Annotated in this window: 23 protein-coding genes and 1 pseudogene; all 24 read right to left on the bottom strand. The window is 39.7% G+C overall.

Translation table 11 applies throughout. The features are described from left to right. Nucleotides 1-122: 122 nt before the first annotated feature. Nucleotides 123-1,814, bottom strand: a complete 1,692-nt coding sequence (locus HMPREF2701_RS00910; RefSeq protein WP_001037324.1) for a lactose-specific PTS transporter subunit EIIC — start codon at nt 1,812-1,814, stop codon at nt 123-125. Continuing rightward, nucleotides 1,814-2,131, bottom strand: a complete 318-nt coding sequence (locus tag HMPREF2701_RS00905) for a PTS lactose/cellobiose transporter subunit IIA (RefSeq protein ID WP_001078329.1) — start codon at nt 2,129-2,131, stop codon at nt 1,814-1,816. The genes HMPREF2701_RS00910 and HMPREF2701_RS00905 overlap by 1 nt, the downstream gene beginning before the upstream one ends. Nucleotides 2,132-2,166: 35 nt before the next feature. Then, a complete protein-coding gene (locus HMPREF2701_RS00900) occupies nt 2,167-3,003 on the bottom strand; it encodes a PRD domain-containing protein (RefSeq protein WP_049491608.1) in 837 nt (278 codons plus the stop codon). A 233-nt stretch (nt 3,004-3,236) separates the two neighbouring features. Continuing rightward, nucleotides 3,237-4,217, bottom strand: a complete 981-nt coding sequence (gene lacD / locus HMPREF2701_RS00895; RefSeq protein ID WP_001229115.1) for a tagatose-bisphosphate aldolase — start codon at nt 4,215-4,217, stop codon at nt 3,237-3,239. A 1-nt stretch (nt 4,218) separates the two neighbouring features. Beyond that, on the bottom strand, nt 4,219-5,148 hold the full coding sequence (locus tag HMPREF2701_RS00890) for a tagatose-6-phosphate kinase (RefSeq protein WP_061590458.1): 930 nt from the start codon (nt 5,146-5,148) through the stop codon (nt 4,219-4,221). 10 nt (nt 5,149-5,158) lie between these two features. Continuing rightward, nucleotides 5,159-5,674, bottom strand: a complete 516-nt coding sequence (lacB, locus tag HMPREF2701_RS00885; protein WP_001216910.1) for a galactose-6-phosphate isomerase subunit LacB — start codon at nt 5,672-5,674, stop codon at nt 5,159-5,161. Nucleotides 5,675-5,704: 30 nt separating this feature from the next. After that, nucleotides 5,705-6,130: a galactose-6-phosphate isomerase subunit LacA gene (gene lacA, locus HMPREF2701_RS00880; RefSeq protein WP_000029277.1), complete on the bottom strand. Its 426-nt coding sequence runs from the start codon at nt 6,128-6,130 to the stop codon at nt 5,705-5,707. Nucleotides 6,131-6,415: 285 nt separating this feature from the next. Then, nucleotides 6,416-7,312 carry an aldose 1-epimerase family protein gene (locus HMPREF2701_RS10505; RefSeq protein ID WP_083281699.1) on the bottom strand — a complete coding sequence of 299 codons (897 nt, stop codon included), beginning with the start codon at nt 7,310-7,312 and terminating at the stop codon, nt 6,416-6,418. A gap of 98 nt (nt 7,313-7,410) precedes the next feature. Then, the gene (locus HMPREF2701_RS00870) at nt 7,411-8,886 is read right to left on the bottom strand and encodes a PTS galactitol transporter subunit IIC (protein WP_042751083.1); all 1,476 of its coding nucleotides are present in this window, start codon (nt 8,884-8,886) and stop codon (nt 7,411-7,413) included. Nucleotides 8,887-8,933: 47 nt separating this feature from the next. Continuing rightward, a complete protein-coding gene (locus HMPREF2701_RS00865; RefSeq protein ID WP_000590547.1) occupies nt 8,934-9,239 on the bottom strand; it encodes a PTS sugar transporter subunit IIB in 306 nt (101 codons plus the stop codon). Nucleotides 9,240-9,277: 38 nt separating this feature from the next. After that, nucleotides 9,278-9,754, bottom strand: coding sequence for a PTS sugar transporter subunit IIA (locus HMPREF2701_RS00860; protein WP_070481818.1), 477 nt, complete (start codon nt 9,752-9,754; stop codon nt 9,278-9,280). A gap of 208 nt (nt 9,755-9,962) precedes the next feature. Further along, complete coding sequence (locus tag HMPREF2701_RS00855; RefSeq protein WP_061590460.1) at nt 9,963-10,574, bottom strand: hypothetical protein; 612 nt, start codon at nt 10,572-10,574, stop codon at nt 9,963-9,965. 184 nt (nt 10,575-10,758) lie between these two features. Continuing rightward, nucleotides 10,759-11,454, bottom strand: coding sequence for a hypothetical protein (locus HMPREF2701_RS00850; RefSeq protein WP_042751080.1), 696 nt, complete (start codon nt 11,452-11,454; stop codon nt 10,759-10,761). Between the two features lie 246 nt (nt 11,455-11,700). After that, nucleotides 11,701-13,524, bottom strand: coding sequence for a translation elongation factor 4 (lepA, locus tag HMPREF2701_RS00845; protein WP_001047207.1), 1,824 nt, complete (start codon nt 13,522-13,524; stop codon nt 11,701-11,703). Nucleotides 13,525-13,602: 78 nt separating this feature from the next. Continuing rightward, nucleotides 13,603-14,331, bottom strand: coding sequence for a metallophosphoesterase family protein (locus tag HMPREF2701_RS00840; protein ID WP_061590461.1), 729 nt, complete (start codon nt 14,329-14,331; stop codon nt 13,603-13,605). 1 nt (nt 14,332) lies between these two features. Beyond that, on the bottom strand, nt 14,333-16,000 hold the full coding sequence (recN, locus tag HMPREF2701_RS00835) for a DNA repair protein RecN (protein ID WP_061590462.1): 1,668 nt from the start codon (nt 15,998-16,000) through the stop codon (nt 14,333-14,335). Nucleotides 16,001-16,006: 6 nt separating this feature from the next. Next, the gene (locus tag HMPREF2701_RS00830) at nt 16,007-16,438 is read right to left on the bottom strand and encodes an arginine repressor (protein ID WP_020900686.1); all 432 of its coding nucleotides are present in this window, start codon (nt 16,436-16,438) and stop codon (nt 16,007-16,009) included. Then, nucleotides 16,431-17,246, bottom strand: coding sequence for a TlyA family RNA methyltransferase (locus HMPREF2701_RS00825; RefSeq protein ID WP_004260671.1), 816 nt, complete (start codon nt 17,244-17,246; stop codon nt 16,431-16,433). The genes HMPREF2701_RS00830 and HMPREF2701_RS00825 overlap by 8 nt, the downstream gene beginning before the upstream one ends. Further along, the gene (locus tag HMPREF2701_RS00820; RefSeq protein WP_004260674.1) at nt 17,239-18,114 is read right to left on the bottom strand and encodes a polyprenyl synthetase family protein; all 876 of its coding nucleotides are present in this window, start codon (nt 18,112-18,114) and stop codon (nt 17,239-17,241) included. The genes HMPREF2701_RS00825 and HMPREF2701_RS00820 overlap by 8 nt, the downstream gene beginning before the upstream one ends. Beyond that, nucleotides 18,111-18,323, bottom strand: a complete 213-nt coding sequence (locus tag HMPREF2701_RS00815) for an exodeoxyribonuclease VII small subunit (protein WP_000043226.1) — start codon at nt 18,321-18,323, stop codon at nt 18,111-18,113. The genes HMPREF2701_RS00820 and HMPREF2701_RS00815 overlap by 4 nt, the downstream gene beginning before the upstream one ends. Next, nucleotides 18,301-19,641: an exodeoxyribonuclease VII large subunit gene (xseA, locus tag HMPREF2701_RS00810; RefSeq protein ID WP_061590463.1), complete on the bottom strand. Its 1,341-nt coding sequence runs from the start codon at nt 19,639-19,641 to the stop codon at nt 18,301-18,303. Before xseA ends, HMPREF2701_RS00815 begins: the two co-directional genes overlap by 23 nt. 125 nt (nt 19,642-19,766) lie before the next feature. Beyond that, complete coding sequence (gene udk / locus HMPREF2701_RS00805; protein WP_061590464.1) at nt 19,767-20,405, bottom strand: uridine kinase; 639 nt, start codon at nt 20,403-20,405, stop codon at nt 19,767-19,769. A 110-nt stretch (nt 20,406-20,515) separates the two neighbouring features. Continuing rightward, a complete protein-coding gene (gene truB, locus HMPREF2701_RS00800; protein ID WP_042751064.1) occupies nt 20,516-21,394 on the bottom strand; it encodes a tRNA pseudouridine(55) synthase TruB in 879 nt (292 codons plus the stop codon). Between the two features lie 73 nt (nt 21,395-21,467). Further along, nucleotides 21,468-21,687 (bottom strand): annotated as a pseudogene (locus tag HMPREF2701_RS00795) (hypothetical protein); the annotation flags it as partial.

Here is a 21,687-nt window from a genome sequence, read left to right as displayed (position 1 = left end):
AATCGAATTGTGACATGAGGAGGTAAAAACGATGTCTTTTTACCGACGAATTAATAAGGCGATTAGGAAATTCGCCATAGCGATTTCCGTAACGAGAGGAGACTGTTTCACAGTCCCTATCGTTAATCGAATTGAGCTTGTACGAATGCAAGAGCACCTTTTCCATCACGAGTTAATTTGATGTATTGAGCGCCTTCTGTTTTCGCAAGTTTAATACCGAGTTTATCTGTTTCTGCTTTCATATCTTCAAAGTTTGAAGCAACTTGAGGAGCAAGGATAACAAGATCAAACTCTGGCAACATTTCACGGTGAGCACCATAGCCACCTGCTGCTGCTTTCACAGGAACATTGTATTCTGCAGCTGCCTTATTCAAAGCATTCGCAAGAAGTCCACTTGTCCCTCCACCTGCACAGAGAACGAGGACATTTGTTTCTTCAGTGATTGTATTTTGTGCTGCTTCTACACCAGCTTTCTCAAGAATAGCATCTGCTTTTGCAGTGTTGAAGTTTGCAGCAACTTTTTCTTTCAATTCATCATTAGATTTACCTGAACGTTCTTCTTCTAGAATTTGTTCATCATAGACCTTAAGGAATGGATAGTAAATGACTACGTCAACCACGATTAGAAGGGCAGCAAGAATGAATGATAGAACTTGGAAGTTAGTACCAAGAACTAGACCTAGTGGAGCTGGGGTTGTCCATGGTAGATTAGCAGTAAATGAGTTCATTCCAAGTGTTTCAATAAAGAATTTGAAGATCCAAACGTTTGCGATTGGAGCAAAGATAAATGGAATGAAGAAGATCGGGTTCAATACAAGCGGTGCACCAAACAAGATTGGTTCATTTACACCAAAGAAAGTTGGAACTACTGAAGCACGTCCGATTGCGCGGTTACGTTTTGATTTTGTTAACCACATGAACATGAATGGAACAACCAGTGTCGCACCTGTACCACCCATGGTAACGATAAACATTTGTGTACCAGAAGTAAGAATCTTGTCAGCGTGCATACCTTGTTGAAGAAGGTTCAAGTTGACTTCGGCATTTGCATAGGTAATAGCTGCGATTGCTGGTTCAACGATAGATGGACCATGGATACCAACAAACCAGAAGAAGGCAAAGGCACCAAAGATAATGGTAATACCAAGATAGCCATCAGCAGCAGAGAAGAGTGGTGCAAAGAATTTACCGATTGATTCTGCTACACTAGCACCAACAAAATGACGAGCTAGTAAATCAAGAGCATAAAGAGAAACAACTGATAGAGTGAATGGAATCACATCTTTAAAGACTTGTGAGATATTTGGTGGAACTTCGTCAGGCATACGAATAGTGACGTTGTTCTTAACACAAACCTTATAGATGGCTACGGTAACAAAGGCAGCAAGGAAGGCTGAAAGCAAACCTTTTGTCCCCAAGAATCCAGTAGCTAGACCATTTTCGATAGGATCAGCTGCCAACATCAACAAACCAACAATTGCTGCCAACAATGTTGACATATAGTTGATTTGATTGGTCTTCTCCATGCTACGGTTTACTGAGTCGGTCAATGACTTAGCTGTTGTACCAGCTACCAAGAGAGCCAGAATACCCATAGAATAGCTGTAAGGTTTCATCAGAAAAGCTACAACTTCATCAGACCATTTAAAGCCCCATGAGTTTGGTACAAAGGCAATCAAGATAAAGATACTTGAGAAGAGAATAACGGGCATACCTGCAATGAAACCATCACGAATAGCACGAAGATAGATATTACGAGATAGTTTCTCAAAGAAAGGCTTTCCTTTCTCGATAAATGCAATTAATTTATTCATTACTTAACTCCTCTCTTGTAGAGTTCAATTAAATGGTGCATCAAATCTTTTAACAAGATGGTTGTCATCAAGTGATCTTGACCGTGCATCATGGTCACACTATACGCTAAGTCCTCACCAGAAGCTTCCTTAGTTAATAGACTTGTTTGCGCGTGGTGAGCCTCTGCAATACAGCTACCAGCTTCCTCTACCAAAGTGTCCGCTTTCGCAAAATCACCAGCTTCAGCAGCCTTCAAGGCTTCCAATAATTTTGAACGAGCATCGCCAGCATAGGCTACGATTTCAAAACCTAACAATGTTACTTCTTCTCTATTCATGATAGAATTCTCCTTATGTATTTTTAATTAAATTTTTATGACAATAAACGTTGGATATGTAGAACTAGATAAACTCGTTCACTTTTATACAAATCAAGACCCGTATGTTGCGTAATCACATCATAGATCTTGGAACCAATCTCGAACGCTTTTGGATAGGATTGTTTAATATGATCTTCCATATCCAGAAGTGATTGGTTATCATCTCTAGATCTGTCTAAATAATCCAAGAAATAATTCAAATGAATCATAAAGCGATCATAGAAATGGTTATTCTCTTTAGTTCGTTGAATTGCATAGTCCGTTAAAACTTCTTCAACATTCCTGAGAATTTCTTTCCTCTTATCAATCGACTCCACAAGTTCTACTTCATTTTCACCTTCGGCATTAATGAAATGATAAGCAATCCGAATAATCTCGTCCTCAGGAAAATGATCTGCTAGCTTCTGGCGGTAAATTTCAAATGCTTCATTTGCGATTTGAAAAGCGACAGGATACTTAGTGGAAATATCTGGCAGATTACTATCCTTGTACCTTCCTTGTGCTAGAGCTTGGTAAGAACAGTAAATATGATCTGTCAAGGTTACGTAGAGATACTCTTGAATCGGATAATGATATTTCTTTGATAGCTTATCAATGATTTCATAGGTCACTGTGATAAAATCAAGCGGAACATCTTTTAGGAGAGCCATAAAGTTTTCTCTTGACTCTTCGGTCTTCATCCGAAAGATTTTCTCAACCTGATGTTCAGTAATCAAATCTCCCTTCCTCTTCCCAAATGCAATCCCCTTACCAATTACAATCACTTCTTCTCCCTTATCATTCCTGACAAGCGAAACATTATGATTTATTGGATTTAGAATTCGATACATGTCAACCTCCTTTTATATCTTAAAGGTATATGAGTACAAAAAATGACCACAAATGAACTAGAAAATCAGCCGATTTCTAATTCACCTGTGATCATGCCTAATATTACTTAGTAACACTCACCTTGTATTAACTTGTGATTTAAGTATAGCACAAGTAAGTTATTTTGTAAACCTTTACATACAACTTTTTTTAAATTTTTTTAGATTCATGTTCCTAACCCAGGAGGACTTGCTTACACGCGTTCTTTCCATGAAGTTGCTGTTGTTTGAAGAACTTTATTGAGCTCATCAATGTTTTCAAATCCAGTTGTGCGAAGCCATTCACGTGCTGCTTCTTCACCATCTTTGATGTATGCTTCAACTGATCCAGCCCATGTAGCACGGCCACAAAGAACTCCGTTAAAGTTTGCACCTGATTCATGAGCAAATACAAGAGTATCTTGGAAGAGTTTAGCTGATACACCAGCACTCAAGTAGATGTATGGCAAGTTAGTTGCTTCATCTTGTGCTTTGAAGAAGGCTGCTGCTTCTTCACGTGTATAAACCACTTCACCTTCAGCGAAGCCTTCAACATATTTAATGTTAACAGGAACTTCTACTTTCAAGACATCAATGTTGAAACGTGGGTCTGAGAAGACTTTCATAGCACCAATAACTTTGTGTGGTTTTACTTTCGCATATTCTACAGAACCTGCGTCCGCAATTTTTTCATCATAAGCAAGGATTTCAAGGAAGAATGGGATATCTTCAGCCACACACTCAGAACCGATACGTTCGATGTAAGCCTGTTTTTCTTGGTTAAGTTCGTCTGAGCTATCTACATCATAGTAAAGCAAGAATTTAACTGCATCTGCACCTTCTTCTTTAATACGTTTTGCAGACCAAACATCCAAGCAGTCTGGCAAGCGTTTTGTGCTTGTTGTGTCATAACCTGTTTTTTCATAAGCAAGGAGAAGACCTGCTTTTTCATCAAGAGCTTTAGTTGCTGGAAGTCCATATTCAGGATCAAGAAGCATAGATGAAGCGTATTTAGTCAATTCATCTGCTACCAAAACTTTAAGTTCTTCCATTTGAGCCACAGTTGGTTCTTCTGTTTGGTGTTGAGCCATGAGGCGTTTCAAAGCACCACGTTGGTCAAATGCAAGAGCTGAGATGATACCATTTTCATCAGAAAGTTTTTCTAAGCGTGCACGTTTTTGTTCTGTTAAAGCCATTTTATACCTCTTTTACTATTAATTGATCATATAGAGCTTGATAGTTGGCCATGTTGACATGACCAGTCATTTTTTCTTGAGCATTGAGCATACCAAGGACATTTGCCTTGATGAGTAATTCTGCATCCGATTCTTTATGAAGAAGTCCTGAAGAAATTCCTGCTACAGTAGAATCTCCAGATCCAACAGGATTTACCACCTGAATTCTAGGAATATCTACCTTGTAGAAAGTGTCACCATGTTTGGCAAAGGCACCGTTGGCACCAAGTGAAACGATAATCCATTCAATACCTGCAAACAAAGGTTCTTGAAGAACTTCTTTTAATTCATCCAAATCCTCAGAAACTTCTCTTCCTAGAAGTTGAGACAATTCCTCATTATTTGGTTTGATGACTGTTGGTTTATGTGGTGATTCAAGAACCGCCTGAAGTGCTGCACCAGAGCAGTCCAAGACAACAGGCTTGCCAGCTTGATTAGCAAGTTCTACCAAGCTCGCATAGTAATCAACTGGAAGGCCAGCTGGCAGACTACCTGAGATAGCTACTACTTCAACTGACTCCAAGAGTTTTTTGAAATGTTCCAAAAAGTCTTGACCTTCCTGTTCCAATACTTCAGGACCTTTTTCAAGAACTTCTGTTTGGTTGTCTCCGTGGAGAATAGCGATACAGTTCCGAGTTTCTCCCTGAATAGAAAAGAAATCTTTCTTAACATTATCATCAATATTTTCAACTAAAAACTCACCAAGTTTGCCACCCACTAAACCAGTAGCAAGAACAGAATCCCCAAATTCTGAAAGTACTCGGGTAACATTGAGTCCCTTACCACCAGCCGTTTTGGTTACATCCACCACACGATTGACAGTATCAATCTTCAACTCATCCAAGGGATAGGAAATATCAATGGATGGGTTCATTGTGACTGTTAAAATCATAGGTCACCTCTTAGTCGTGGTATTCTCCGCGATCCCATTTTTCAAGGAATTCAGTGAAGAAGTTTGCGTCTGTTTGTTGAGCATTGTGACTTTCAAGGTGTTCAATTTTCGCAATCAATTTCTTGTTTTCTTCAGATGGTTTGTATTCAGCATGGATGAAAGCTTCGATGATATCACACATGAGCAATTCTCCAGTAATCTTACCACCAAAACCGATAACGTTGGCGTTCAATTGTTCTTTAGCATAAAGGGCTGTTGTCATATCACGAACCAAGGCAGAACGGACACCTGGAACTTTGTTTACAGCGTTGTTGATACCAACACCAGTACCACAGATACATACTCCAAGATCAGCTTGACCGCTAGTTACAGCTTCCCCTACTTTTTTACCAAAGATTGGGTAGTGAGTACGTGTATGGTCATATGTACCAAAGTCAATGACTTCATATCCTTTTGATTTCAAAAATTCTGAAACCGCCATTTTTTCATCTGTTACGATGTGGTCACATCCAATTGCAATTCTCATTTTTAACTTACCTTTCTTACTGTAATCTAATTAGCACATTTTGTTCAACATATCAACACGAATTTGGTGACGTCCACCATCGTATTTACCGTTAACAAATCCTTTAGCGATGTTTTTAGCCAATTCATCACCAACAAGTTGTGCACCCATAGTGATCATACGTGAGTTGTTGTGGCCACGAGTCATATAAGCTGAACGTTCGTCAGAAACTTCTGCAGCAACCATTCCTTTGATTTTTGTTGCGACCATAAATGGACCAGCTCCATAAGCATCAATCACAATACCAAGGTTTTGCTCTTCTTTATTTACTTCTGCAGCAACAGCAAGAGTAACATCAACAAAGTCTTGACCTTCAGCTGTAACATCCACAACGTGGAAGTTTTCTTTTTCCAAGAAGTCTTTCACAACTTCTTTCAATCTCAAACCTGCAGCATCTGCACCGATAACAATAGACATATTGTATACTCCTTTTTATTTTTCTAGGCTAGTAAAGACTTTTATGGTTAGCAGTTTACCTACAAAAGCTTTCTAGCAGTTTATGGACAAATTAGATTGAATGAGATGAATGACACCTTATTCAAGTTTAGGAAATCAGTTTCCTAGAAATAATCTTTCTCCACGAAAGAGAATATAACAAGTGATTATTTGTTTGTTACAAACATCATTTGTTGCTTACAAACATAATATACTCCTATTTCCGGAAAAAGTCAACAGTTAGTGTTTGTTTTTGTGTTTTTTTAACTAAAAAATTTCGATATCAAAACCAATTTGATCTACTTGACCAGGTTCTAGGAGACGAACATTCTTCTTATCTTCTAGATGATCTCCTTCTTCAAGGGATGTTGACAAGCCAGACCATGGTTCAAAGGCAATGAAAGGACCTTTATTCAAAGTTGACCAGATAATGAGATTTGGAAACTCTGCAAAGTGCACTTTCAATCCCTTATCATGTTTACGAGAACGAAGGGCAATTGTTCTAGATTGCAATTCATCTAAGGTGACTGCATCTGTGCTGAAAAGATCATAACTAAGATCTATTTCTTTTTGCCCCTTTAGCCATGGACTTCTATCTTGAAAATCCAGCATACCCGTTTCTGTGAAAGGACGTGGAACAGAGCAAGTTTCTTCTTTCTCAAACTCTAGATAATAATCTTCATAGATTTCATCATCAAGTAGAGGACAATTAAATCCTGGATGGCCACCAATAAAGTAAGGCATGACCTTGTTGGTTTCTTTATTGAAAATCTTGTATTGAGTTCGTACTGTCTTGCCAGTAAGGATATAAGTGATTTCTAGTCGGAAATGATAAGGATAGTTTTGATAGCTATTCTCATCGTCTTCAATTGCAAAAGTTACACTCTTATCTGTCTGTTCAACTAATTCAAATTCTTTCTTGCGGACCAGACCATGACGAGGAATCTTTCCTTTGCTTTCCTGCTCATTCTCATCTATATAGACGGCTGTATCCTCTCTCAAAGAACCACAAATAGGAAAGAGAACAGGAGCTTGTCCACTCCAATAAGTAGCATCCCCTTGCCACAAATACTCCAGTCCCTCAGCATCTTTTATAGAAGAAAGAGCCCCACCAAAACTGTTAAATTGAACTCTTAATTGTTCTGATTTTAATTCAATTACCATTATTTTCTCCGATTTCTTGATAGTTTATAAAAAACTAGGCTGTCACTCCTAATGGTATGACAACCTAGTTTCAACAATTTACATTTTATAGGAGCGCATTATTTTGCTTTTGCTGCGTACTCTTCGTTACGTTTGATCATTTGTTTTCTGTACCATGCAAAGATACCGATATAGAATACAAGGAAGGCTACAGCACCAAGGATTGCTTTGATATCACCAGTTGTAGTGTTACCAATTGTCCAACCAAGAAGTTTTTCGATTGGTCCTTCAAGAGTTGAGTGAGTGATCAATTGAGTTTGGCTCACACCTTCTGGGAAGGCACCTACACCTTTAGCAAGTTCTGTTGCAAATGGCGCGATAAGTGTACCTGAAAGAAGGAAGAGTGGCAACAAGAGTGTTCCGAAGATAATCATACGGAGCAATTTACCACGTGTTACAACCAAGAGAGCTGGAGTAACACCCATAGCGATGATACCTGCAAGTGGCAAGATACCATTTCCGACGTTTGAAAGAAGCACAGCTTCAATCAACATAATTGGTGCAAGTACGTTTGCACAAGCCCAGATTTCAGCACGACCAGCGATGAATGGCCAGTCTAGACCGATGTTAAACTTACGTCCTTCCAAACGTTTAGTAGCAACGTTTGTAATACCTTGTGAAAGTGGTTCTACGGCAGCAATGAACCATGAACCGATAAGTGAGAAGAGTTCCAAAGCTACACCGGCTGTCAAACCAAGAGACAACCAACCTTTGATAACTTCTTGCCAGTTTGCTGCATCTTTAAGTCCTTCAACCGGATGTGGAGTACCCATCAAACCGATTACGATACCAAGGATGAAACCGATGAAGAATTTAGATCCCCAGAAACCGATTTTCTTGTTCAATTTTGCAGCGTCAAAGTCATATTTATCAAGACCTGGGAAGAATTTTTCAAAAATCTTATCCAAAACCATGATAACTGGGTTCATCATGTAGTTCATGTGAGTTGAAGTCATTGGTGATGAACTTGGTGCATTAAGAAGATCGTCAAATGTTGGTTTCATCAAGTCAGAGTTGATGATTTTAAGAACCCCAACAAGAACAACTGCTGCAGTCGCGATGAAGAGTGAAACTCCTTGGCTAACTCCATTGTTGTCTGCATACCATTTAATCAAAAGACCTGTGATAGACAAGTGCCAGATATCGAAGATATCAACGTCAAGTGTGTCAGTTTTCTTCATAGCAAGCATCACTACGTTGACAATCAACATGATGAGCAAGAAGTAAAGTGTCCAAGCAGATCCCCAAGTGATTGTAGCAAGTGGTGCCCAACCAACGTCGGTGATGTTCAATTGAATACCAGTGTTTTCAACGAATTTTGCAAGTGATGCTGAGAAAGCACCATTTAACATACCGATGATGGCACCGATACCTGTAAGAGCGATGGCAAGTTTGATACCACCTTCAAGCGCTTTGGAGAATTTCACTCCAAAAAGTAGAGCCAATACTGTCAAAATGATCAGCATGATGATTGGTCCACCCATATCCAAGATAGGTTTGAACAGCTTATTGGCTAGTTCGATAATGACATCCATAATAGTTCCTCCCTTTTTATAGTTATATGAATGTTAACAAATTAAAATTAGCTTAATCCGTGTTCTTTGATAGCTGCTTCAATATTGTCAAATACTGGAGCACTCATTGCTGGGATACGGAATAAGATTGGTCCAGCTTCGATAACTGGAATACCTGGGTCAAAACCAAGATCTGTCGCAGCAATTGGTGTGAAGATGTCATAACCTTTGATAAGGTCTTCATTAACGTCTTTGACCATTACCGCATCACAGTGAACATCGAAACCGCGGTTTGAAAGTTCTTCTTCAAGAGCACTTTTAATTTGGTGGCTTGAGTTAACACCTGCACCGCAGGCAGCAAGAATTTTAATCATATGGATTTCCTCCGATTTAATATTTTTAATAGACAAGATTAAGCAATTGCTTCAGCAATATAAGCATAGATGGCTTCTGGTTCAGAAATTTTTGATAGGTCTTCAAGATAACCATTTCCAGTAAAGAAGTCCATCAACTGAGCAAGAATGTTCGTTTGGCTTGAACTTGAGTTATTAATGATAAAGAAGAGTAAGGATACTTCCACTTCCTTATCTGGCGCAATCATATTGTGGAAAGTCACTGGTTTTTCTAATCGAACTACCACAACTTTTTCGGCAAGATTATGAACAATATCTGTGTGAGGAATAGCCACATTCGGCAAATCCTTACCCAAAAATTCCATATCTAAGCCAGTTGGAAATGACTTTTCACGCGTGATCAGGGCTTCACGATAGGTCGGAGTCACGATTTCTCGTTCTTCCAATAAAGTTGCGACCTGATCAAAGAGATGTTCTTGATTATCCGCTTCTAAGCAAAACACAAGGTTTTTGTCAAAGAAATGATCTAATCCCATAAGGTTTTCCCTTCTTTCCATTAACTTTATGCTATAAGTATAACACTATATGAAATCGTTGTCAATATTTTTTGTTGTTTTTTGTCCTTTTTTTGATTGTTTTGTTTATTTTTTATCTTTATAAGCAAAACAAACATTTAAAACAAACATTTAAAACGGTTTTTAATGACTTAAACAAAAAAACAGGATACCAATCCTGCTTTAATAATTATTTTTGAATTGTCCAACTCTCTTCAATCATGGGAAGTAGATTTTTTAATGTTTCTGGAGTCCCTTCTAAAGCAACATATCTGAACTTACCATCACTAGATTTAAAAATCCATGTAATGATGTATTTTCCAGACTTAGAAATTGCGTTAACTACATAGGCTTCATAACCTCCAATAGTTGACTTAGAACCCCAAACTTTAGTGAATTCTGGATTACTTTCTTTTGAAGTAAAAATACTATCAGAAATACGAACTGTTTCAAGTTTTTGAAATTCATTATCAGGAATACCAAATTGTTCTGCTTTAAAAGTATTCAAGGTGACAATATTCACATCCGTACCGTCTGAATATTGAATATCATTGCCTCCCTGTACTTCATTGAACTTAATCCAAGACTTTGGTACTTTAACGAACCCATACTCATCAGAACCAATCACTTGACTTTCTTCTGAATTCTGTGTACTACTAAGAGTGTTTGAATTAGTTGAATCTTGACTAGTTGAAGAGCTAGTTGTTTTACTTGAATTTCCTTGAGTTTGAGCTTGATTTGAACATGCCACTAACGTGACACTTGTAAGCAAAATAGATGCTAAAAGTAAAATTTTTTTCATAATAACCTCCATATGTTACTCTACCATAAATGGAGTTAATTTACAATTTTTAATAAAAACAAATAAAGTATAAGAATTTTTTCCAATTTTAGTTCAAACATTGGATTTGATAATATAGAATATACTCTTGATTATGAAAACTGACTAAGTCGTATCGAGTATCTATTTATCCAATTATTGAATTCTATAATAACATTGAATCACTTTCCGAATATCCTTTTTCAACAAATATTTTAATATTCATTGTATTTGCTTGACTCAATCGTATATTCTTACTAAAAGTTAATAAATATAAATATATTGTCGTAAAAAACATAACAATTAAATTACCATATACATAAATATAAATAAGTAAAGAACTGGCAATAACCACATTTATAATTAGGAGAAGCCAATTTTTTAATTTAAAATTACTAAACTTTTCAACTACATGGTAATGACGAGAATTTTCTAATATAAAAATTTTATTAATCATCAGTTTTTGCTTATAAGAATAGCCCAAGCGAAATAATACTGATAATATAACAGGTAATGCAGAAAAGATAAAATACGTAAAGCTATGAGATAAAACAAGATTAAATTTATTAAAGCCAATAAATTCTATTAAAAGAATGAAAAAAATCACTATCATTATCGGTAGCATGAAAAATCTACCTAATTTTATATTTTTTGTTATATCTTCTCGCTTATCCTCAGATTGCTTTTTTATCTTATAAAATAAATCAAAATCAATCTTATAAATTTTATAAAAATAACCAAAACAAGTCGTAGATTCACAATCCAGTAACCCGTAACCATTATTTATTTCAATTAATAAATATCGAGTAAAACCATATAACTTTTCAGTTTTAATTTGTTTTTCTTCTAATACTTTCATCATAAGTTAAAGAAATCGCCCCTTCTTTACTAACAATTATAGATCCAAGCGGTAAAATAGAATCATTATTCTAATTCATTTTCTGCCCCAGTTCTTTATCAATTTTATTTAAAATTTTCCTAGTCATAATAACTTTTAGTATTCCATATAACCTCCGTATTTTACTCTACCATAAATGGAGTTAAGTTACAATTTTTAACTAAAAATATAAAACTCTTGAATGTATTTCAAGAGTTTTATATAGAATCATTATTCTTCATCCATACTCAAGACGCTGAGGAAGGCTTCTTGTGGAACTTCTACTGATCCGATAGCTTTCATGCGTTTTTTACCAGCTTTTTGTTTTTCAAGCAGTTTACGCTTACGAGAAACGTCACCACCATAACATTTAGCAAGTACGTTCTTACGAAGGGCCTTGATATCAGTACGAGCGACAATCTTGTGTCCAATAGCTGCTTGGATTGGTACTTCAAATTGTTGACGAGGGATGATTTTCTTGAGCTTATCAACGATGAGTTTTCCTCGTTCGTAGGCAAAATCCTTGTGAACGATAAAGCTGAGGGCATCCACCTTGTCTCCATTGAGAAGAATATCCATTTTGACCAGCTTAGATGGGCGATATTCTGACAATTCGTAGTCAAAGCTTGCATAACCACGTGTCGAAGACTTAAGTTTATCAAAGAAGTCAAAGACAATTTCAGCAAGAGGAATTTGATAGATAACATTAACCCGATTATCATCAATATAGTCCATAGTCACAAAGTCCCCACGCTTGCGCTGAGCTAGCTCCATCACTGCTCCGACAAACTCCTGTGGTACCATGATTTGCGCCTTGACATAAGGCTCTTCAATGGTCGCAATCTTAGTTGGGTCTGGAAACTCAGATGGGTTCGACACATCCATAGACTCACCGTCGGTCAAATTAACTTTGTAAATAACAGACGGAGCTGTCATGATGAGGTCGATGTTAAACTCACGTTCCAAACGTTCTTGGATAACATCCATATGGAGAAGTCCAAGGAAACCACAACGGAAACCAAATCCAAGTGCCTGTGATGTTTCTGGTTCAAATTGAAGACTAGCATCATTCAGTTGCAATTTTTCAAGGGCTTCACGAAGATCATTATACTTGTTTGACTCAATTGGGTAGAGACCCGCAAAGACCATAGGATTCATCTGCTTGTAGCCATGTAATGGCTCTGCTGCAGGATTAGTTGCCAAGGTAACTGTATCACCCACACGAGTGTCCTGAACCGTCTTGATAGAAGCCGCAATGTAACCAACGTCCCCAGTCGCAAGAAAATCACGACCAACTGCTTTGGGTGTAAAAATACCGACTTCGGTCACATCAAAGGTCTTGCCATTACTCATGAGCTGAATCTTATCACCAGGTTTAACCACCCCGTCCATGACACGCACTTGGAGAATAACCCCACGGTAGGCATCGTAAACAGAGTCGAAAATCAAGGCCTTAAGTGGCGCCGTCACATCACCTGTTGGTGCTGGTACTTTTTCTACGATTTGCTCGAGGATTTCTTCAATCCCAATACCAGCCTTGGCAGAAGCCAAAACTGCTTCACTGGCATCCAAACCAATCACATCTTCAATCTCTGTACGCACGCGCTCTGGATCTGCAGCCGGTAGGTCAATTTTGTTAATGACTGGCATGATTTCCAAATCATTGTCCAAGGCCAGATAAACATTGGCAAGGGTTTGAGCCTCAATCCCTTGAGCAGCATCGACCACCAAAATCGCTCCCTCACAGGCAGCGAGCGAACGTGAAACTTCATAGGTGAAGTCTACGTGCCCCGGCGTGTCAATCAAGTGGAAAATATAAGTTTCCCCATCTTTTGCAGTATAATTCAGCTCAATGGCATTCAACTTAATAGTAATCCCACGTTCTCGCTCTAGATCCATACTGTCCAAAAGTTGAGCTTGCATTTCACGACTGGATACTGTCTCTGTCTTTTCCAAAATGCGGTCTGCTAGAGTTGATTTCCCGTGGTCAATATGGGCGATAATAGAGAAGTTACGGATCTTCTCCTGTCGTTTTTTCAATTCTTCTAAGTTCATGATTCTCTTCCTTTCAGGGTATCTATTTATTATAAATTGTTTTTGACATTTTGACAAGACCATACCCTGCCAGGAGTACTAATCTTCAGCAACAAAGCCGTCATTTTCGATAAAGTGGTGTTCTGTCATTCCTTGGTCTGTAAAGACAATCCCATGAAGGACACCACCATAAACAGCTCCTCCGTCCATCCCAATCTTGCCATCTTCTGTAGTCCAAAGATCAGCTGTACCACGCTCTTGCTTTAACAAACCATATACCGGTGTATGGCCAAAGACAATGATTTTTCCAGTATGATTTTCTGCTTCGTGGAATGGTTTTCTAAGCCAAACTTTTTTATAATCTGTAGTTTCATGCCAGTCATCCAAGGTCAAATCAATACCTGCGTGAACAAAGATATACTTGTCTGTCTCTACCACAAACGGCATTTGACGAATAAATTCGACCAAGTCTGCTGCTTCAGTAGCAACACGCTTGGCATCTTCTACTCCATCAACCGGTGCATCCAAGGGTCGACCTAGGATAGAGTTAATGGTTGTATCTCCACCATTGCGACGATAGTGGTCATAGCTTTCTTCTGGGTTATCGAGCCAAGTCAAAAACATATACTCGTGGTTTCCTGATAGACAGATAGCCCCTTGATTGTCCACTAAGTCCTTAACCATTTCTAGAACACGGCGACTATCTTCACCACGGTCAATCAAGTCCCCTAGAAAGAGCAACTGGGTCTGGCCGTCCCATGTTTTGAGAAGGTCTTCCAGCATCCCAGCTTTTCCATGAACATCTCCAATTACATAATAGTCTGTCATCTTATTTCTCCCTGTTTCTCAACAATTCTCTGGCTTGCGTCAGGGCTGCTTCCGTCACATCATCACCAGCCAACATCTTAGCAACTTCTTCCACTCGCTCTTCAACCGTCAAGAGACGAACAGTCGAAACTGTTGAATGGTCATTACTAATCTTCTCAATAAAGAATTGATAATCCGCAATCGCAATCACTTGTGGCAAATGGGAAATAGCAAGAACCTGACCATGCTGACCAATTCTATGAATCTTCTGTGCAATGGCCTGAGCTACACGACCTGAAACTCCTGTATCCACCTCATCAAAGACAATACTAGTCTTACCCTCTTTACGAGAAAAGGCAGACTTAATGGCTAGCATGAGACGAGATAATTCCCCGCCAGACGCAACCTTGACCAAGGGTTTAAAGTCTTCTCCAGGATTAGTTGAAATGTAAAACTCGACCGTTTCATTGCCCTCACGACTGAATTTGCCCTTGCTAAAACGAACCTGAAACTGGGCTTTTTCCATATAAAGATCTTGAAGCTCTTGTTTAATCTCAGATTCTAATTGCTGAGCCAAATCATGACGAGCAGAGGCAAGCTGACCTGCCAAATCGACAAGATTAACTTCCAATTTCTTGAGCTCTGCTTCCATGTCCTCAGACGAAAGGTTATTGCCTGTCAAAAGATTGTATTCTTCTGTAATTTTGGCAAAATAAAGCAAGACATCGTCTACAGTCCCACCATACTTGCGGGTAATGGTATGAAGAAGGTCCAAACGATTCTCAACCTGCATAAGACGATTGCCGTCAAAATCAAGGTCCTCAATGATAGCTTCCAGACGTTTGCTAATATCTTCTAAGACATAGTAGGTCTCAGACAGAGAGCTTGAAATTTCACGGTATTCAGGGTCATACTCTTCGACACTTTCCATGTCATTCATGGCTGAACGAACATTGGCCAAACTTGAAAAGTCTTCATTGTCCAACATACTATAGGCATTGGTCAGCGTATCCGCAATATTTTTATGGTTGAGAAGTTTCTCTCGCTCTTGGTTGAGAGCCAAGTCTTCCCCAGCCTGCAAGTTTGCTGCCTCAATCTCTGCCATTTGAAATTCCAACATTTCGATACGTGCCTTGTGTTCCTGTTGGTTTTTCTTGACTTCCAGAACCTGCTTACGCATTTTTCGATAGGCATCAAAACTCGTTTGATAGGTTTCTTTCAAGGCCCAAAAGGCTGTATCACCAAATTCATCCAACATCTGGATATGCAGTTGGGGACGCATTAACTCCTCTTGGTCATGTTGACCATGAATATCCACAAGATGTTGCCCAATAGCACGCAAAACAGACAGATTAACCATCTGGCCATTCACACGGCTGATACTACGACCATTCTGCAGAATTTCCCGACGGATGATAATCTCATCCCCCATTTCCAAACCTTGCTCATCAAAAATTTCCAGCAAAAGGCGACTATTCTCTACTGAGAAAAGCCCCTCAATCTCTGCCTTTGGCGCACCATGACGAATAACATCTGTCGTAGCACGAGCTCCCAACATCATATTCATGGCATCAATGATAATCGACTTCCCTGCACCCGTTTCACCAGTCAGAACAGTCATTCCCTTTTCAAAATTGAGGGAAATAGCCTCAATAATGGCAAAGTTTTTTATCGAAATTTCAAGTAACATATAGACCTACCAATTTTTTACTTGTTCAAAGATTTCCTCAGCTAGACTTTCACTTCTGGCAATGACTAAAATCGAGCTATCATCAGCTAAACAGCTAAAAATCTTGTCGGCAAAAGTCTCGATTAACTGAGCTTTTACAAAAGCTGTATTTCCTGGGATAACTTGGAGATTGATCATCTTGTCCATCAATTCTGCTGATTCGATATTGTCTTCAGCCAGTTGCAAACTTTTTACGATTGATTTTGGCAATTCATAGACATAGGTGTTGTCTCTCAAAGGAATTTTGACAATACCTAATTCTTTGATATCTCGAGATACCGTCGCTTGAGTGGCAGTGATTCCTGCCTCTTTCAAATGTTCTACAATTTCTTCTTGTGTACCGATTTGATAATCTGTCACAAATCGTCTAATTTTTTCAAGTCTCTCTTTTTTATTCATTTTTAAATTGACTATGCGTCCTCTCTACTACTTCTTCAATCTCAGCAAGAACCTGATTGCTTGCTGACTCTTCTTTTTTCAAATACGCTAAAAACTCAATATTTCCATGTCCACCTTGGATGGGAGAAAAGTCCAATCCAAGGACTGAAAAGCCTTCCTCTACTGCCATAGCTGTGACAGATTCAAGGACATTCTGATGGACCTTGGCATCGCGAATAATTCCATTTTTCCCAATCTGCTCACGCCCTGCCTCAAACTGGGGCTTAACCAGAGCCACAACCTGACCTTGATTTGCCAAGACTCGGTGCAAGGCTGGCAGAATCAGACTGAGGGAAATAAAACTCACATCAATACTGGCAAAGCTCGGTTCCTTTTCGAAATCAGTCTTCTCTGCATAGCGGAAATTAAACTGCTCCATGCTGACAACTCGTGGATCTTGGCGTAATTTCCAAGCCAACTGATTGGTACCAACATCGACTGCAAAGACTAACTCAGCACCATTCTGTAACATGACGTCGGTAAAGCCTCCAGTAGAAGCTCCAATATCAATCGTGGTCGCTCCCTCAACTGACAAATCAAAGACCTGTATAGCCTTTTCCAATTTCAAGCCGCCACGACTGACATACCTGAGTTTTTCACCCTTGAGTTTTAGCTCGGTGTCGTCTGGGATTTTCTCTCCTGGTTTATCAAACCGTTCTCCATTCAGGACTGCTACGACTAGTCCAGCCATGACGCCACGCTTAGCCTGTTCTCGCGTTTCAAACAAGCCCTGTTTATAAGCTAGTACATCCACTCTTTCCTTAGCCATTGATTCTCAAACTTTCTACTACACTTACAATCGATTCTGTATCAAAGGGAATCTGCTGGGCAATTTCTTCTAATTTGGCATTAGCTTGATCCAGAGTCTGGTTACAAAAAGCAATGGCCTCTTCCAAGCCCAACAAGGCTGGATAGGTTGACTTTTCAGCCTGTAGGTCCTTTTGTGGTGTCTTGCCAATTTCCTCAAAACTAGCTGTCACATCCAATACATCATCTCGAACTTGAAAAGCAAGCCCAATCAATTCCCCAATAGTTTTCAGCTTTGCCTGCATCTCAGGTGCCAATTCGGCTATAATAGCAGCTGCTTGGAAGGGATAAGCTAGTAATTTTCCAGTCTTATTAGCATGAATAGTCTGGAGTTCTTCCAAAGACAAATGCTGGTGTTCACCCTCCATGTCCAAAACCTGCCCTGCCACCATGCCCAGACTTCCTGAAGCTAGGGATAAGTTAGCAATCAAGTCCACCTTGATCTGACTTGGCAAATCTGCCTGCGCTATCAAGGCATAAGGATCTAGGAATAAAGCATCTCCAGCCAAAATGGCCATAGCTTCACCAAATTTCTTATGATTGGTCAACCGCCCTCGACGGTAATCATCATCATCCATGGCAGGAAGATCATCGTGAATCAAGCTCCCTGTATGAATCATTTCCAAGGCTGCAGCCACCTGTGCATGTGCTGGTTTAATAGCGACCTGCAAGGCTTCCAAAACTTCTAACAAGAGAAAAGGCCGAATACGCTTGCCACCAGCATGAATGGAATAGAGAACAGACTCTCGCAAACTAGAGGCAAACTGCTGGTCTCCATAAAAGTCTTCCAAGGCCGACTCGACAAGAGCTAATTTTTCTTGCTTTTTCATTCAAAATCACTTTCTGTTCCGTCTTCTTGCATAACCTTGACCAAGGTCTTTTCAGCCTTGTCCAGCGTTGCTTGGAGCTCTTTTGACAAGACCATACCCTTTTGAAAGGCGGCAATCGCATCTTCTAGAGCAATTTCACCATTTTCCAAACTTTGGACAATAGTCTCCAGTTCTGCTAGATTTTCCTCAAATTTCTTTTGTTTTGACATCTTTAACCTCTAATTCTACTTGACCATCTCGCATCAAAAGCGTCACTTGGTCTTTTTTCTTCAAACTCTCAACCGAATCCACAACTGACTCTTCTTTTTTGACAATAGCATAACCACGCGCCACAATTCGACTGGTATCCAACATGAGCAAGGCTTCTGAAAGTCGCTTGACTTCAGCAACCTTGGCATCATAAACCAGCGCCATTTGGCTACGGAGAAGCTTGTCCAACTGACCTAGACGGTCTTGATAGCGTTGGATTTTGGTAACGGGTGATAATTGTACCAGTCGATGCGTCCTTGCTTGTACTAGCTGTTTGTTATCAGAAATCCGTGTTCGCAAACTTTGTTTTAAGCGCAGTTGCAGTTGATCCAAGCGTTGCAAATAGCCATCATACAAACGCTCTGGCTGTCTAAAGATAACAGACTGACTGCATTTTTTCAAAGCTTCTTGTTTTTTAGATAAGACATTTCGTACTGCCGTAGCCATCCGTTTTTCCTGATTTTGCAAATGAGCTAATACATCCAACTTGGTCACAGGTGTTGCTAGTTCAGCAGCAGCCGTTGGCGTCGCAGCGCGACGATCTGCAACAAAATCTGCCAAGGTCACATCTGTCTCATGTCCCACACTAGAGATAACTGGCAAACGAGATTCAAAAATAGCTCGTACCACAATTTCTTCGTTAAAGGCCCACAAATCCTCAATGGAACCACCACCACGACCAATAATCAGCAAATCCAAATCGTCCCGTTGATTTGCACGCGCAATATTTCGAGCAATTTCCTCCGCAGAACCTTCACCTTGAACCTTAGTTGGATAAAGTAGAATATCGACACCTGGAAATCGTCTGCTGACGGTCGTGATGATATCTCGAATAACGGCTCCACTGCGACTGGTTACTACACCAATTCTCTTAGAAAATTGGGGCAGAGGTTGCTTAAAGCGTTCTTGAAACAGGCCTTCTTCTGTCAATTTTTTCTTGAGTTGTTCAAACTGAATCGCAAGCGCCCCAACCCCATCGGGCTCAGCCTTTTCAATGATGATGGAGTAGCTACCGCTCGGTTCATAGACCTGTACACGCCCAATCACATTGATCTTCATCCCTTCTTCAAGGTCGAAGCCTAACTTCTGATAAATCCCAGACCAGATAGTCGCTTGGATAACTGCATGGTCATCTTTTAGGGAGAAATATTGGTGAGTAGGTCGTTTACGAAAGTTGGAAACTTGACCAGTTAAATAGACCCGTTCCAAGTAAGGGTCTTTATCGAATTTCATTTTCAGATACTTGGTCAAAGTTGTTACCGATAAATACTTTTCCATCTCCACCTACTATTCATTTTCTTGCTCTTTCATGGGTATTATTATACCAAAAATATGCCTAAAAATCTCCATTTATGTACCATTATGAGGGAAAAATAAAAAAGGAGGCAAGCCTCCACATCTGATTATTTGCTGTTTCGAGCTTCTTCCAAAATCTTTTCAATCTTGGTCGTCAACAGGTCGATAGCAACAGTATTGCTGACTCCCTCAGGAATAACAATATCAGCATAACGCTTAGTTGGCTCGATAAACTGGTGGTACATGGGTTTAACCACACCTAAGTACTGGTCAATAACGCTATCAAGACTACGGCCACGCTCCTCCATATCACGCTTGATACGACGAATAATGCGCACATCATCATCCGTATCTACAAAAATCTTGATATCCATCAAATCACGAAGACGCTTGTCCTCCAAGACCAAAATTCCCTCAACGATAAAAACATCTTGAGGTTCTTGACGATAGGTCTTGCTACTTCGTGTATGCTCTGTATAGTCATAGGTCGGGATGTCCACCGGACGCCCTGCCAACAATTCCTTAATCTGCTGGATCATCAAGTCTGTATCAAAGGCAAAAGGATGGTCGTAGTTGGTTTTGACACGCTCTTCAAAGGTCAAATGAGACTGATCCTTGTAGTATGAATCATGCTCAATCATGGAAATCTTTTCATCAGGAAAATGCGATAAAATGGCTCTTGAAACACTGGTCTTACCACCACCAGAACCACCTGTCACTCCGATAATGATTGGTCTATTTTGCATGCTATCCTCCGTTTTTTTATCCGTCGTCTATTCTATCACATTTTTTGCAAAATTTATAGTCTGATTTGGATAGTCTAAGAGAACAATTCCAATCCCAAACCTCAGTTAGACTAGCTAAAAACCTTCCTTGGCTTATAGAGATTGTCCCGTTTTTCTAGAATAGCTAACAATTTATCATCTTCAAAGGCAGCTAATTCTTGTTCTGTTTGTTCGAGTTCGACAAAACGACCAAAGCGTACCTCGGTAGCCTCTTCTTGAGTTAGGAAAACTTTGACAAGGTCGCCTGTCCCAATCTCTAGAGGATGGAGAAAGTCTAATTGGCCAGCCTCCACTTTTGCAGCAATTTCTTCCAAGGTAAGAGCATCTTCTAGTTGCAAGCCAGCTGCACTAGTTCGAGTCAGATGTGACATATGAGCCGCATAACCAAGCTTCTCTCCCAAATCAACTGACAAGGTACGGATGTAAGTCCCCTTGCTGCATTTCACACGAAAACTAAAACGTGCTAGATTCCCCTCATAAGAAATCGGACTTGTTCGCTCAAATTGATAAATGGTCACCTGACGTTCTGGACGCTCCACTTCCTGACCAGCACGCGCATACTCATAGAGCTTACGACCATTGACCTTGACAGCTGAATACATAGGCGGAATCTGACTAATAGGTCCAGTCAGATTCGTAATCGCTTCATCAATAAGCTTTTCATCCAAGGGCGACAGAACGGGTGTCTCTGCGACCACTTCCCCGCTAGCATCCTCAGTCGTCGTGGAATAGCCCAGAGTAATTTCACCCTCATAGACCTTGCCCTCATCCTGCATAAATTCGACCATGCGGGTCGCCTTGCCAACTGCAATGGGCAAAACACCCACCACATCCGGATCCAAGGTCCCACCATGGCCAATCTTCTTGGTGCCCAAAATCTTACGCAGTTTAAAAACCGCATCATGCGAGGTCATCCCCGCTTCTTTTTTTAAGTTGATAATACCGTTCATATTTGCTTTCTAATTCCCTTTTCACTTTACATCAACATATTCTATCTTAGACAGATTTTAAAACTATATCAGCTCATTTTTCTAAATACTTCCTAGCTTCCTGAACATAAAAGAGTTCTGGATTTTCATGGGCGATACTTTCAAACAAACTACGGGCACGTTCTTCATCTCCTTTTAGCTGGGCATTGAGAGCTCCGTAATAAGAAAACATGATTCGAGCTAGCTTACTTTCTGGTTTGTTGGTGTCGAAGTAGTCGTTCACTTCTTTATTGAACACAATATCTTTTATGGCT

This window comes from Streptococcus sp. HMSC077D04, from assembly GCF_001808785.1.
In the GTDB taxonomy this organism is placed as follows: Bacteria; Bacillota; Bacilli; order Lactobacillales; family Streptococcaceae; genus Streptococcus; species Streptococcus mitis_BX.
The sequence above is the reverse complement of the archived record's forward strand: the minus strand, read 5'-3'. Positions and strand labels throughout refer to the sequence as shown.

Coding starts and splice junctions, on each gene's coding strand:
- HMPREF2701_RS00910 (WP_001037324.1), bottom strand. CDS start 1,814: ATGAATAAATTAATTGCATTTATCGAGAAAGGAAAGCCTTTCTTTGAG.
- HMPREF2701_RS00905 (WP_001078329.1), bottom strand. CDS start 2,131: ATGAATAGAGAAGAAGTAACATTGTTAGGTTTTGAAATCGTAGCCTAT.
- HMPREF2701_RS00900 (WP_049491608.1), bottom strand. CDS start 3,003: ATGTATCGAATTCTAAATCCAATAAATCATAATGTTTCGCTTGTCAGG.
- lacD (WP_001229115.1), bottom strand. CDS start 4,217: ATGGCTTTAACAGAACAAAAACGTGCACGCTTAGAAAAACTTTCTGAT.
- HMPREF2701_RS00890 (WP_061590458.1), bottom strand. CDS start 5,148: ATGATTTTAACAGTCACAATGAACCCATCCATTGATATTTCCTATCCC.
- lacB (WP_001216910.1), bottom strand. CDS start 5,674: ATGAGAATTGCAATTGGATGTGACCACATCGTAACAGATGAAAAAATG.
- lacA (WP_000029277.1), bottom strand. CDS start 6,130: ATGTCTATTGTTATCGGTGCAGATGCTGCAGGTTTGAGATTGAAAGAA.
- HMPREF2701_RS10505 (WP_083281699.1), bottom strand. CDS start 7,312: ATGGTAATTGAATTAAAATCAGAACAATTAAGAGTTCAATTTAACAGT.
- HMPREF2701_RS00870 (WP_042751083.1), bottom strand. CDS start 8,886: ATGGATGTCATTATCGAACTAGCCAATAAGCTGTTCAAACCTATCTTG.
- HMPREF2701_RS00865 (WP_000590547.1), bottom strand. CDS start 9,239: ATGATTAAAATTCTTGCTGCCTGCGGTGCAGGTGTTAACTCAAGCCAC.
- HMPREF2701_RS00860 (WP_070481818.1), bottom strand. CDS start 9,754: ATGGGATTAGATCATTTCTTTGACAAAAACCTTGTGTTTTGCTTAGAA.
- HMPREF2701_RS00855 (WP_061590460.1), bottom strand. CDS start 10,574: ATGAAAAAAATTTTACTTTTAGCATCTATTTTGCTTACAAGTGTCACG.
- HMPREF2701_RS00850 (WP_042751080.1), bottom strand. CDS start 11,454: ATGATGAAAGTATTAGAAGAAAAACAAATTAAAACTGAAAAGTTATAT.
- lepA (WP_001047207.1), bottom strand. CDS start 13,524: ATGAACTTAGAAGAATTGAAAAAACGACAGGAGAAGATCCGTAACTTC.
- HMPREF2701_RS00840 (WP_061590461.1), bottom strand. CDS start 14,331: ATGACAGACTATTATGTAATTGGAGATGTTCATGGAAAAGCTGGGATG.
- recN (WP_061590462.1), bottom strand. CDS start 16,000: ATGTTACTTGAAATTTCGATAAAAAACTTTGCCATTATTGAGGCTATT.
- HMPREF2701_RS00830 (WP_020900686.1), bottom strand. CDS start 16,438: ATGAATAAAAAAGAGAGACTTGAAAAAATTAGACGATTTGTGACAGAT.
- HMPREF2701_RS00825 (WP_004260671.1), bottom strand. CDS start 17,246: ATGGCTAAGGAAAGAGTGGATGTACTAGCTTATAAACAGGGCTTGTTT.
- HMPREF2701_RS00820 (WP_004260674.1), bottom strand. CDS start 18,114: ATGAAAAAGCAAGAAAAATTAGCTCTTGTCGAGTCGGCCTTGGAAGAC.
- HMPREF2701_RS00815 (WP_000043226.1), bottom strand. CDS start 18,323: ATGTCAAAACAAAAGAAATTTGAGGAAAATCTAGCAGAACTGGAGACT.
- xseA (WP_061590463.1), bottom strand. CDS start 19,641: ATGGAAAAGTATTTATCGGTAACAACTTTGACCAAGTATCTGAAAATG.
- udk (WP_061590464.1), bottom strand. CDS start 20,405: ATGCAAAATAGACCAATCATTATCGGAGTGACAGGTGGTTCTGGTGGT.
- truB (WP_042751064.1), bottom strand. CDS start 21,394: ATGAACGGTATTATCAACTTAAAAAAAGAAGCGGGGATGACCTCGCAT.